10 protein-coding genes are annotated in these 11,946 nt (G+C 63.5%); 6 read left to right on the top strand and 4 right to left on the bottom strand.

The window, feature by feature from the left end; translation table 11 throughout:
• Window positions 1–90: 90 nt before the first annotated feature.
• The 4 genes from Q0D31_RS06075 to Q0D31_RS06060 form a co-directional block, all read right to left on the bottom strand.
• Window positions 91–339, bottom strand: coding sequence for a transposase domain-containing protein (locus Q0D31_RS06075; protein WP_291846489.1), 249 nt, complete (start codon window positions 337–339; stop codon window positions 91–93).
• The gene (locus tag Q0D31_RS06070) at window positions 336–4,859 is read right to left on the bottom strand and encodes a hypothetical protein (protein ID WP_291846487.1); all 4,524 of its coding nucleotides are present in this window, start codon (window positions 4,857–4,859) and stop codon (window positions 336–338) included. The genes Q0D31_RS06075 and Q0D31_RS06070 overlap by 4 nt, the downstream gene beginning before the upstream one ends.
• Window positions 4,856–6,319 carry a serine/threonine protein kinase gene (locus tag Q0D31_RS06065; RefSeq protein ID WP_291846485.1) on the bottom strand — a complete coding sequence of 488 codons (1,464 nt, stop codon included), beginning with the start codon at window positions 6,317–6,319 and terminating at the stop codon, window positions 4,856–4,858. Before Q0D31_RS06065 ends, Q0D31_RS06070 begins: the two co-directional genes overlap by 4 nt.
• A gap of 103 nt (window positions 6,320–6,422) precedes the next feature.
• Window positions 6,423–6,689, bottom strand: coding sequence for a hypothetical protein (locus Q0D31_RS06060; protein ID WP_291846483.1), 267 nt, complete (start codon window positions 6,687–6,689; stop codon window positions 6,423–6,425).
• Between the two features lie 88 nt (window positions 6,690–6,777).
• Between Q0D31_RS06060 and Q0D31_RS06055 the strand changes: the two genes are divergently transcribed.
• The 6 genes from Q0D31_RS06055 to Q0D31_RS06030 all read left to right on the top strand — a co-directional run bounded on the left by Q0D31_RS06055 (window position 6,778) and on the right by Q0D31_RS06030 (window position 11,193).
• Complete coding sequence (locus Q0D31_RS06055; RefSeq protein ID WP_291846481.1) at window positions 6,778–7,374, top strand: FHA domain-containing protein; 597 nt, start codon at window positions 6,778–6,780, stop codon at window positions 7,372–7,374.
• A 2-nt stretch (window positions 7,375–7,376) separates the two neighbouring features.
• A complete protein-coding gene (locus Q0D31_RS06050; RefSeq protein ID WP_291846479.1) occupies window positions 7,377–8,216 on the top strand; it encodes a protein phosphatase 2C domain-containing protein in 840 nt (279 codons plus the stop codon).
• Window positions 8,213–8,599, top strand: a complete 387-nt coding sequence (locus tag Q0D31_RS06045; protein ID WP_291846477.1) for an FHA domain-containing protein — start codon at window positions 8,213–8,215, stop codon at window positions 8,597–8,599. The genes Q0D31_RS06050 and Q0D31_RS06045 overlap by 4 nt, the downstream gene beginning before the upstream one ends.
• Before the next feature lie 19 nt (window positions 8,600–8,618).
• Window positions 8,619–9,398 carry a MotA/TolQ/ExbB proton channel family protein gene (locus Q0D31_RS06040; protein ID WP_291846475.1) on the top strand — a complete coding sequence of 260 codons (780 nt, stop codon included), beginning with the start codon at window positions 8,619–8,621 and terminating at the stop codon, window positions 9,396–9,398.
• 6 nt (window positions 9,399–9,404) lie between these two features.
• Window positions 9,405–10,058, top strand: coding sequence for a hypothetical protein (locus Q0D31_RS06035; protein WP_291846472.1), 654 nt, complete (start codon window positions 9,405–9,407; stop codon window positions 10,056–10,058).
• Between the two features lie 61 nt (window positions 10,059–10,119).
• A complete protein-coding gene (locus tag Q0D31_RS06030) occupies window positions 10,120–11,193 on the top strand; it encodes a hypothetical protein (protein ID WP_291846470.1) in 1,074 nt (357 codons plus the stop codon).
• Window positions 11,194–11,946 lie beyond the last annotated feature (753 nt).

The following is an 11,946-nucleotide window of genomic DNA, read 5'->3' as shown; positions in this document are numbered from 1 at the left end:
TTCGCGAGATGAGCGTCGGAAACCTTGTGTGTACCGAAAAGATGTTCAGCCATTGAATTTCCCGTAAGCGTCCATTTCTTGCACGTCGTGTCAGTTAAGGGTTTTTGGACGCCAGTTCCACGGCAGGAGCTGGTCGAGCTCGCTCATGGGATGGCCGCCGGACATTCGCTCGAGCACGTGCTGGAGATAGGCGAGGGGCTCGACGTCGTTGAGCTTGGCGCTGGTGATGAGGGAGCAGACGGTCGCCCAGCGATCGGCGCCGCCGTCACTGGGGCGCCTGACAAACAGATCGCAGTGATCGAGAAGCTTGTTTAGCTTTATCTCCTGTCCCGAGGTCACTTGCCCAAGGCCTTGCGCTTTTGTGCGAAGTCGGCCGCGATTTTTTTCAAAGCGCGGACCTCCCCGGTAAACGAGGTGGCGATGCTCGTCAGATTCGCGATGCGATCTGTCGGGTTGCTGGTCGCGAACGAATCGATATAGGCATCGAGGTCCATATACATGTCGTTGGTCAGCGAATATCTTGCCTTGCTGGTATAGGCGTTGAACTCCTCTACATTAATGGGATCCGGCTTTTGCGCGGCTTTGAGTCCCTGCGCCCATTGTAGCGCATAGCGTTTCGCACGTTCGTCGCCGATCTGGCCCGCTACGGCGACGGCTTTGGCTTGCGTTGCAGTGCCTGAGCCGTGCTCTATCTGGTTCTGCGCTGCGGCGGCTGCCGCCAGCAGATCGGATTTAAGTAGCGGATCGGGTATCGCGTCGGCAAGCTTGATCGCCTCGAAATTGCAGAGCTGCGCGAAATAGGCGTTCTGCTGCGCGGCTTCGCCTTTCTCGGTCTGCAGGAACACGCCAAGATCGATAAAAGTATAGGCGCGCAGCGGCTTGTCTGCGATCGCCGCCATGTCGGCCAGCGCTGCCGCGACGCCGCCAGCGCGAGCTTGGGCGAGAACAATGAAACGGCGTAGCTTGTCGCGCTTGCCGGCATGCGAGATCCGGGCGAGGTGTTCGCGCGCAGCGTCAAAATCCAGCTTGCCGACGGCCGTGCTGACGAGCGTTTCGAAGAAAGTGTCAGCGACAGGATGCGGCTGCATGTGCCGCAGGATCGCAAGCGGGTCCGGGGCGCTGCGCGAGCGTCGGGCCGTCGCGAACGACAGCAGCGACAATGCGCGCCAGCGCGGGTCGGCGATCGCCAGGGCGATCCGCTCCGCCTCCTCGCCATTGACGCTCTCTATCGACGTCGCGACGTTGTACTCGATCCAGCCGGCGGCATCGGGCCGGCTGTTCTTGATGATTTCGAGCGATTGAGCAAGCGTCCTGCGTGCGCCGTCGAGATTGCCGGCGCGCGCCAGGTAGCTCGAGATCGACCTGAGTTGGGAGTCCCGCGTCGCCACATCGTTGATCGAGGGGTTTAGTTCGATAGCGCGGTCGAGCGCCTTGCGTGCGGCCTCGGCATTGCCGATCCGGTTGTAGGCGTTCACGATCGACAACGTGTTCGACGCTTTGGTCTGGGTAGAGGAAATGGCCGACGCCAACTTGTCAGCGCTCTCGACTGCCAGCCGCGCGGCATCCTTGTTCTCCGCCTTGAGGAACCCGGACATCGCCGCCAGCAGCACCGAGATCTTGTCCTCAGGAAGCGACGCATTCGCGAAAATGGCATTGAGACGCGCGGTGTCGCCCAGCGTCCCCAGTGCTGTCGCGTAAGATGTGGAATAGTAGTGGCTGGGCACGCGCTCGTTGGCCGGAAGCTGCGGCAGATCGGCTTCCTGCGCGGGAATGAGCGCGGCGGCGCGCTGGTACTGCTTAAGCTCCAGCAGCTTGTTGATCAGCGTGTTGCGCATGCTGACGCGCGTCGATGGCGTTAGGCTCTTGTCCTGGAAATATGTTTCGACGAACGACTCGGCGTTCTTGTGTCCGGCCTGGATCGCGACCGAGGCGAACGAGGAGTTGTTATAATGCGTATCCGATTGCTTGTCTGCGGCTATTGCGCGATCGAGTGCATTGAGCGCGACGTCGAACTTCTGGCGCGAATTGGCCGAGTTGGCGATCGACACGAACGCGCCGACGCGGCTGCTCGGTGAGGCGATCTCCGATGCCAGCTTTATGGCGCGGTCGAAATCGCCCGCCTGGGTGGCGAGACTTGCAGCGGTCGACAAAGCGGAGTCCTTGGGGCTTGTTTCGGTGAGCGTGGCGGCCTGCACGGCCATGCGCTCGACGAGCCTGAGTATGGACTGGGTGTCACCGGCTGTCGCCAACCACGTCGCCGCTTCTCTGAACGGTGCGTAGGACAATGGATTTTCGAGCATCCGAAAGCCGAGATCGATCGCCGTCTCGACGGCGCCCTCGCGAGCGAGCGCGCCTAGCGCATAGGAGATGTAGGAGTCGCGGGAGTCGCTTGTATGGGCCTCGGCGATCAGCCGGCTGGAAGCGGGCCTTAGCGGCGCGATGGCGTTGGCGATGATCGGCTGCGTCGTCGGGTAATACGACGACAACGCGTTGCCGAACGGCGACAGCCGGGTCTTCGGGTCCGTGATCGCTAACGCTTCGGCCACGCAAGAACTCTCGGGCGGCTGGCCGGAGTCCGGTTTGCTGTCGTTCGGCAGGGAGCTTAGATAGTAGCGAACCGAATTGCAGATCTCGGCGCGTTCCAGCGGCGTCTTCATCTCGGCTGCCAATCGCATCGCCCGCTCGACGATGGCCTGCGCTGCCGGACGTCCGGCGAGGGAATTGACCACCTGCGCCACGGACAGCAGCGAGGTAATCCGGCTCGGCACCGAGGCGATCCGCATTGCCGTTGTCACCGCAGCGTTGATGTCGCCGCGATTGGCGTGATGGCTTGCAAGCCGGCTGAAATAGGCGCCCGCCTCGCTCGACGACATGGTGAAACGCGGTTCGAGCGCGATGGCGTCGGCGGTCTTGTCGTCGTTGATTAGTCCGACCGCGACTTCCGGCAACAGCCGGCCCGCCGTCGCCGGCTCGTTGGCAAGCACCAGCGCTTTGGTCCAGTTTTTGCTGTTGATGTATCTGCTTAGCACGCTCGACAGCTCCGACTTGCGATCGTTGACATCGCCGATGTGGCTTGCCGCGATGAGTGCATTGGCCTCCTGGCCGAGTTCGACAAAGTGTCGGATGGCGGCGCTGGCGACGCTTTTCTTGTAAGAGCCGTCGGACAGTGAGGGCAGCGTGGCTGCAAGGTCGGCGCCGATGCCGACCTGCGGACTGAGCGATGACAGGCGGGCCAGCGCCGCCGCGCGCGGGGCCGGCTTCGCCTGAGCCGCGAGTTTGAATCCTTCCAGCGCGAACACCTTCGCGCCAGCGAAATTCTTGGTGGCGGCGGAGACGCCGGCGAGCCGGCTGTAGCCGCCAGTGAGATATTCGATGGGGTATCCCTTCTGCTCGGCATCGGCCAGCTTGAGGATGGTGCCGACCGTGGCGTCGAGAACGCGCTTGGCTGCGGCAAGGTCGTCGATATCGACATAGAGATCGAAAAGCTGGAGACGGGCCAAGGTGAAGTTGAAGGCCGAATCGTACGTCGCCACGGTTGCCTTTGACAGCGCCGCCGCTGCGGGCTCGATATGCTTGCGCGCCGCGGCGAAATCGCGCCGCGCCACATAGGCTTTCGCCATCGCGATGCGCGAGGCGGCAAATGACAGCGTCGCCGGCTCCCTGGAGAGCGCGGCATCGGCCTCGAGCAGTTTGCCTTCCTTGATCTGAGCAACCACGACCGCCGTTTGTTTCTCGATCTGCCTGCCTCGCGCGGCGGCGATATCGCGCTCAAGCGAGGGTTTGTACCAGGCGAATGTCGGATCCTTGTTGTTGGGGAATATCTGCGGCAGCATGGCCGTGGCTTCGTCGATCCGGCCCCACTTGGCGTAACCCTTGGCAATTTGCCAGCGCGCGGAGTTCAGCGAGTAGGACTCCCAGCGGTCATTCGGGTTGTAAAGCTTGGCCCCTTCCGCATAGAGGCGCCTGGCGGTCTCGAATTCACCGATATCCGCGGCGGTCTCGACGAGCGAGAAATAGGTTGATTTGCGCGTGTTAGCTTCCATGTTACGCATGGAGTCGATTGCGGTGCTGAGGCTCGATCGCGCGCCGCTCTGGTCGCCGGTTTCGGACTGCGCCTTTGCGACTGACGAGTAGGCGCTGATGCGGTCACTCCCGCTCGTCTGGGAAGCGTAGCTCAGGGCTTCTTTTATCTTCTTTGCATAGGCCACTGTGTGGGCGAGCTGCCGGTACGCAGCCGAGCGCTTGTTCTGTTCGACGCGCCGCATCACCTCGTCGGCAGCGCCGAGGTCTCCGTTCTGGGCGAGAGCGTTCGCGACCTCGCCGTAAGGGTCCGCGCTGTACGGATTCATGATCGCGCGCGCATTCGAGGCGGTAGAAAGCGCGCCCTGGAAATCTTGCGATTTCGCCTGCGCGACCGCGATGTTTACCAGCCAGCCGGGGCGGTCGTTGCTGGGAAGACTCGATGCGGTCGAGAGCGCCCGCTCGATGGCGGCGCGTGCGGAGTTGGCGAGACGCTTCTCGAGTGCATCGATCCGCGCCAGGATCTGGTCGCGCTCACTGGCGTCGGGCCGGGCGGCAAGATAGGCGCGATACCAAGCGATAGCGGGCAAGTCACGGCCGCCCTTGGCGTCGCTGAAGCGCGCAACGGCGATCATCACTTCCGGCGCGGAGTTGTCGGAATCCATCGCCATCTTGAAATACTGGTTGGCCTGGGTCCATTGCCGCTGCTGGACTGCTTCATTGCCCTTGTCGAGCGCCTCACGCACCGCTTCCGTGACTTCGGCGCGGGCGGACGGTGCGCCGAGCACCAGCGCGACAAGACATGCGATTGCGAGGCAGCGCGCGCGACACTTGCTCATTGTGCGACCTTCGACAGCAGCGTAGTCGCTTCCGTCCGGTACGGACTGTTCGGGAATTGCGCGATGAAGCGCTTGAGTTGGTCGGCGTCGGCGCCGTTGCGCAGCATGTTCCAGGCGATCTCATCGGGCAACAGGCGGCGCGCGGGATCGGCCGGGCGACCTGGCGCGGCAGTTACGAGTTGTGGCAGGGCAGGCGGCGGAGGTGGCGCCGCTGCGGTGGGGACCGGAAGCTGTATTGCAACGGGAGCAGGGTTGACGGGACCTGGCGGAATTGCCGCAACCGCCGGCACGCTCGACGGCGGCGCGACCGCGGGCGTTGTGGTCTGCGCCGATGTGGAAGGCGCGGCCACGGTCGCAGAGGATGTTGCTTTCGCCGGAGCTGCCACTGGCGCCCTGGCTTGTGCTGGCGCTCCCATCGCGCACAGCAATCCCGCATGGTCGCAGGCCAGCGTCGAGATCTGTCCCGAATAGACCGCGCCGAGCGCGCCGGTTGCCAGGACGCCGGCAAGGCTTGCGGCCAGCGCGACCGTCTTGCCGCTTTTTTTCTTGCCCTTGATGCGGCCGCCCTCGAGCCCCTTGCGGATCGCCTCGCCCGAGGCGGGGCGGTCGCTTTCCTCGAGCGCCATCATCCAGTCGATGGTCTTCAACAGGGTTGGAGAAAACCTGCCGCTCGCCGCCTTTACCGCCGGTATCATCGGGTCGTTGCGGAGCCGCCGCAGCGAGTCCGGCGGTGCGTTGCCAGTGACGCAGCGATAGGCGATGGCGCCCAGCGCGTAGATATCGGTCCACGGACCTTGCTGGCCGCCGACGCCATATTGCTCGGGCGGCGAGTAGCCGGGAGCGGCGATCGCGGTGATGCTGCGGCTGTGACGTTCGCGGAAGTCCCGCGCCGCACCGAAATCGATCAGGACAGGTGATCCGTCTTCCTCGCGGATGATGACGTTGCTGGGCTTGAGGTCGCGATGCAGGATTGCGCGCTCATGGAGTGCGTCGAGCCCGTCGAGTATGCCGTAAAGGATTTTACGCAACTCGTCTTCCTGCATCGGGCCCGCGCTCAGGCGCTGGGTCAGCGTCTCGCCGCGCTCATAGTCGAGAACGATGTATCCGGTCTCGTGCATCTCGAAGAAGCGGCGCACGTGCACAATATTGGGATGGCGGAAGCGCGTGATTAGTCGCGCCTCCTCGATGAATGCCTCCAGCCCCAGTTCGAAGTCCTCGCGGTCACCGTCGGATTTCGCGCGTACCGTAGCCGTGGAGACGCGGCCGGCCAGCTCATTGGGGAAGTATTCCTTGATTGCCACGACCTCGCGCAGCACCGTGTCGAGGGCACGATAGGTGATGCCAAAACCACCATGGCCGAGAACGGACTCGACCCTGAATTCCAGAAGGGAGGTGCCCGCAGGCAAGGCGAAATGGTGACCGCCCGGCTTTTTTCGCAGCGGAAAATCGCGTTCGTTCACGTCCGTTACCCCCCAAAAATCGGGTCGCGCGTTTTGCAATGAATTGAACAGGGATGGCCGCGCCGCTTCGGTGGGGCATTTCGACTATGAAACCATAAGGAAATCAAATGGATTTTTCGGGCTTGGGGCCTGTCCAATCGGCATCGCCAGTTGCCGCCGACTTGACGTCAGGTCCGCTTGCCCCGAAGCTGGGCTCCATGGCCGTTCGGGTGCCCAGGCGGATCGCGATGGGGGTTGTGCCCGTCCGGCAATTGCCTTCGCACATTACATTCCCGGCGGGACCGGTGCTTTGGGCCGGGTAGTTTGCCGGGTTATTTTGTAAGATCGTCTTCAAGGGTTGCCGCGCCATGGCACGCTGGTTTTCGGACATGTTCGGCAAATCCGGGGAGGCGCCCCCGGCAGAGCCCCATTCGCGCCGGACGGGTGCGGAAGACGATTCTGTGGACAACGAGAAGACAGTGAGAATAGATCGACCGAAGTCGCAGCGGCTGTCATGGCCGGCGCGTAACGAGCCGGCGGCGCGGCCGGTCGCGGAGCCAGACGATTCCTACGATCTGCACGAGCAGCCGACGCGGATGGTCGGTGCACGGGCGCCCCGCGACGAATCGCGGCAGATGTCGCGGCGTCCGGATAACGCTGTCGAGCCCCCCGCGCCTCCACCCGCCGACGAGATGACGCGCCTGGTCTCGCCGTCCCAGGCTGCGGCGCACGACGTCGATCCCGTTGTCGGCTGGCTGGTGGTGATCGCAGGTCCTGGCCGTGGCCGCGCGGTGGAAATAGGGGCGGGCGCCAATCCGCTCGGACGCGCACTCGGCCAGAAGCTGCGCCTCGATTTCGGCGACATGCAGATTTCGCGCGAGCGCCACGCTGTCATCATCTACGATCCGCGGTCGGGGCGTTTTTTTCTCAACAATGGGGAGGTGCGTAACCTCACTTATGTTGGCAATGAGGTGGTGATGGCGCCGGTCGAGCTGACGGGTGGCGAGACCATTATTGTCGGCGCGACGCAATTGCGCTTCGTGCGCTTTTGCGACGATCGTTTCAACTGGTCGTGACGATGCCTGACGGACTTGCGACCGACGTTCATGGCGCCGCCATCCAGGGCCGCAGGCAGGAGCAGCAGGATTCCTTCCGCTCGGTCTGGCTCGCTGCGGAAAAGGCGTGGCTTCTGGTGGTGGCCGACGGCATGGGAGGTCACGCTGCCGGCGGCACCGCGAGCCGCCTCGCCGCAGATGCGTTCGTGGCGTCCTTTATTGCGCATCGCGCAGCCGGCAACGCGCTGGCAGCGTCCTTTCAGTTCGCGCTTGACGAGGCCAACGCCCGCATCGCGCGCGGCCAGGCCGATGATCCCGACACCGACGGCATGGGTACGACACTCGTCGCCGCTCATTTGTCGCCCGAGGGTTTGAGTTGGATCAGCGTCGGCGATTCGCCGTTGTGGCTTGTTAGCGCCGGCAGCATCGAGCGGGTCAATGAGGATCATTCCTTTCGTCCGGCGGTCGCGAAAGGCGCGAAAGCGATCGCCAACATGCTGCAATCGGTGTTGAACGGCCAGCCGGTTGCGATGGTCGATCTTAAATCGAGGCCGCGCCGCCTGCGCAACGGCGAGTTCATCATTCTCGCCTCCGACGGAATATTGACGCTGGAGGAGAGCGACATCGCCCGTTTCGCGGGCGGTACGGCGGCAACCGGCGCGGCGGCCGCGGCGCGCGCTCTCTTGACCGAAGTCGAGAACCGGCAGAAATCCAATCAGGATAATTGCGCGGTGGTTGTGGCGGTGCCGCCAACATTCTCCGCCAGCACAGCGGCGGGACTCATCACGTTTCGGACCGCCGGCATCGCCGCTCTGATTTTGCTTGTTGTCATCGCGGGCGTTTCGGCTTGGCGGCTGTCATGAAATCCTTCCTGCTCGGCCGCGGCCTCGAATGCGACGTTATCTTCACCGATCCGACAGTCTCGCGCCGACATGCCGAATTCGTCGTGAAGTCGGATCGTGAGTTTCTGCTTGTCGATTCGGCAAGCACCTACGGGACGTTTGTGCTCAGCGGGCGGGAATGGAAGCAGATTACGACCGCGCAGGTTTCGATCGACGATCAGATCAGGCTTGGTCGCCACGACACCACCGTTCGGGCGGTGATGTCGGCGGTAATCGAGAGACTGCGTGGGTCTGCTTCGGCTGAAACAAAGCCTATGCCGGCATCGCCGGCGCCCAGGGAGCCGGTCAAGCGCGCCGCGCTGGAGCGCGATCCGGAAACAGGCGAGATCATCAGGCGCAAATAGAGGAAGCTGAGGGCATTCGATGGCGCGGGAGAATGTTGAGTTCGGAGGACTTGAGCGGCATCGCCAGCTTATCGCCGCCGGTTGCACGGCGATCGGCGTTCTTGTCGTCGCCGTCTTGCATTTCGTTCTGCCCGAGGAGCCCGCCAAGATCCTACTCGACCGCGGCGGCATCGGCTATCCGTTCTCGGTGCAGAACTGCATCTGGGTGGTGTTCGCAGTCGGCTGCGGCGAGTTGTTCGTGCGCTTCCGCGCCGGCCGTGCCGAGCAGGACCAGTTGCGCCGCAATTATCTGCCCGAAGACGAGCGCACCGTGCTGCAGGCGCAGGATCTCGGCGAAATCTACCGCCAGGTGCGCTCGACCTCGTTTGCGTCGAATTGCTTCCTGCCGCGGCTGATCCAGCGCACCATTCTCCAGTTTCAGTCGAGCCGCTCGATCGATCAGGCCTCTACGCTGTTGAACACCAGCATGGAGATGTATCTCCACGAGGTCGACCTTCGATATAACATGCTGCGCTATCTAACCTGGCTCGTTCCCTCGCTCGGCTTTATCGGCACCGTCATCGGTATGGGGCGCGCGCTCGCCTTTGCCGGCGATCCGGCAAATGCGCAGGACCCGCTGCTGCTCAACGAGGTGACACGGCGTCTCGCCATCTCTTTCGACGGCACCTTCCTCGCTCTGGTGCTCGCCGCGCTGCTGGTATTTCTCACCAATATCGCCCAGTCGCGCGAGGAGCATGCGCTCAATCGCGCCGGGCAATATTGCCTCGATAACCTTGTCAATCGCCTGTACGTGGCGTAGCTCGATATGAGGCGTCCGAACCGCAATATCGAGATTTTCAGCATGTCGGTGCTGGATCTGTTTGCGGCCGCGCTCGGCGGCTTCATCCTGATCGCCGTTATTCTGTTTCCCAACTACATGAAGACACAGAAGGCCGAGGTCGAGCTCAAGGAAACCAGGAGCGATCTCCAGGTCTGCAAGAAGGCCGAGAGCGAGGCCAGGCAGTCGCTCGCGACCAAGACCGCTGCGCTCGCCACCTGCGAGTCAGCGCTGGCCTCGACCTTCCTCGTGGTCGTGATCGAATGGAGCTACGCCGGCAATTTCGATGTCGACCTCCACGTCACCGATCCCGAGGGTCGAGAATTCTTCTGGGGCAAGAGCAACCGCGACAAGCGTGACTTCCCTGCCACGGAGGCGCAGCTCTCTTACGACAACACCCGCGGGCCGGGTGTCGAATTGTGGCAGCACCCCAAAGCTGTGACCGGCAGCTACACCATCGCCTACGACTATTACGGCTCGCCAGGGGGCAATCAGCCGGTCGAGGTGAGGGGAAATGTGTTTCACCGCAATGGACGCATTCAACTGCCGAATGTTACATTGACCGAGACGCACAAGCTTCGTCCCGTAGCGAAGGTAGTTGTGAACCAAAGCGGCGGCGTCGACGCACGTTTCGATCCTTGAATGGAGCAATGAAGTGTGCACGGGCAGGCGTCTTCGACAGCGAACAGGCGAAACGGCGCGAATGATGCGCGTCCTCGCGCTGGGTCTCTCTGTGCTGGTGCTTGCTGTCACGGCTTCCGGCTTAGAGGCCAGCGCCGAGGGCGACGATTTCCTCGCACAGGACTGGGGCTCTGGTTTCCAGAGCTGCGGCGGCGCCAGGACGCCGGTGTCGTTTCGCATCGCGGGCCCCGAAAGCAACGTCATCGCCAATGGCATCGTTACCTGCCGCGATGACGGGGATGCCTTCATCTATGCGGTGGACTACGTCAATTTCCTTTTGAATCCGCAAGGCAACTGGCCGCAGGCTTCTTTGCAATGGTTCGGCGTCGGCGCGCAGCGCGCCGGCGCTAATGGCCGCAACGACTGGTTCTTCGACGAGGTCAGGCCAATCCGCGTCCAGATTCCTGCGCCCGGCCGCCGCGTCGCGATCTCCAATCTGTCGTTCCGGGTGCCGAAGGCGGTTCTGATGCAGGCGCGTGGCTTCGGCTTTTACGCCGTTGGCGGCGGCGTGTTCTGGCCGATCTTGCTGCGGTCGCGCGTCGAGAGCGTCGCCGCCCCGCGCCCCGCGCAGCAGGACAGTTTGCCGCCGATGCCGGCGCTTTCGATCTCCGCCGCTGCGCCGGGCGCGCCGGACAAGCCGGTCACGCCTGACGTGCCGAAACTCGCCGTCGAGCAGGCCGAATGGGGCGCGAACTTTCCAACATGCGCGGGCGCGCGCACCGCCATTCCGCTGAAGGCGGCAAGTGCCGGCAATGACACGTTGCTCGCCAACGGGATCATCAATTGCGCTGACGATGGTGATGCGTTTGTCTACAGCGTTGACTACATGAATTTCTCGCTGGCGCCTGGCAGCAAGCGACCGTCGGCGACACTCGAATGGTTCGGCTGCGGGGCGCAGCGCGCGGGCGCCAGCGGTCGCAACGAATGGATTTTCGACGAGGCGAAACCGATCCAGGCGCAGGTCAAGGCCGGCGTGGCGCGCGTCGGCATCACGCAGGTGACATGTCGGGTGCCCAAATCGACCCTGAGCCGTGCGCGAGGCTTCGGTTTCTACGTCGTCGGCGGAGGGACCTTGTGGTCCATCTACTTGCTGTGAGGTCATGATGCGCAGACTTGTTGCATATGTGGCCGTGGTCGTGGCACTCGGTGCGCCGCCTGCTCGGGCCGAGCAGCTGGCGTCCGGCGACCGTGTCGGCAGCCGGGACGAAACCCGCACCTATGATTGGACGCGACCGTCGCCAGAGGAGACAGCCCGGAATCCCGATGGCTCGGCCGCTCCACGTCCCTATCTGCGCGATGTCAGCTCGGCAAAATTCGAATCTGATGTGCAATGGGAAGCGAGCGATCCCGGCATCGCCGAAATGCCAGCCTCCGCAGCGACGGCAACGCCCGGAGAGACCAACTGGGCGCGGCCGCAGCCCGGTGAGATTGCACCCAACCCCGCTGCCGGTGCGGGCTCGCGGCCCTTTCTGCGCAGCGTCAGCCCGAATACCGCAGCGCGGCAGGGCGATGTCCGCAACTACACCGACCGCGCCTATCAGGGTGGCGACCAGCGCACCCAGGCCGCGGTCGCTGGCGGTGGAGCCGGCAATCCGAGCCAGGCGGGCGGCGGACTCGGCAGGTCGCGCAGCGGTGGCTCCGGCGATGCCAAGGGAAATATCAAGGGAGATATGAAAGGCGAGGCCAAGGGACCTGAGAACGGCACTGCCAAGGGCTCCAACACCAAGGGCCCCAGCAAACAGACTGCGTCGGCTCCGGCCGCAACAGGCGGCGGTGCAATACCCGGTGCAGCCGGACAGGGCGCATCGCCGTCACCGGGCACACCTTCCGTCGCCGGATCGCCTGGTGG

The sequence above is a fragment of the Bradyrhizobium sp. genome, assembly GCF_022844465.1.
Classification (GTDB): domain Bacteria; phylum Pseudomonadota; class Alphaproteobacteria; order Rhizobiales; family Xanthobacteraceae; genus Bradyrhizobium.
The sequence above is the reverse complement of the archived record's forward strand: the minus strand, read 5'-3'. Positions and strand labels throughout refer to the sequence as shown.

Bases quoted from the DNA above. Each gene is read 5' to 3' on its own strand.
- Q0D31_RS06070 (WP_291846487.1), bottom strand. From the start codon at position 4,859: ATGAGCAAGTGTCGCGCGCGCTGCCTCGCAATCGCATGTCTTGTCGCG.
- Q0D31_RS06060 (WP_291846483.1), bottom strand. From the start codon at position 6,689: ATGTCCGAAAACCAGCGTGCCATGGCGCGGCAACCCTTGAAGACGATC.
- Q0D31_RS06050 (WP_291846479.1), top strand. From the start codon at position 7,377: ATGCCTGACGGACTTGCGACCGACGTTCATGGCGCCGCCATCCAGGGC.
- Q0D31_RS06045 (WP_291846477.1), top strand. From the start codon at position 8,213: ATGAAATCCTTCCTGCTCGGCCGCGGCCTCGAATGCGACGTTATCTTC.
- Q0D31_RS06040 (WP_291846475.1), top strand. From the start codon at position 8,619: ATGGCGCGGGAGAATGTTGAGTTCGGAGGACTTGAGCGGCATCGCCAG.
- Q0D31_RS06035 (WP_291846472.1), top strand. From the start codon at position 9,405: ATGAGGCGTCCGAACCGCAATATCGAGATTTTCAGCATGTCGGTGCTG.
- Q0D31_RS06030 (WP_291846470.1), top strand. From the start codon at position 10,120: ATGATGCGCGTCCTCGCGCTGGGTCTCTCTGTGCTGGTGCTTGCTGTC.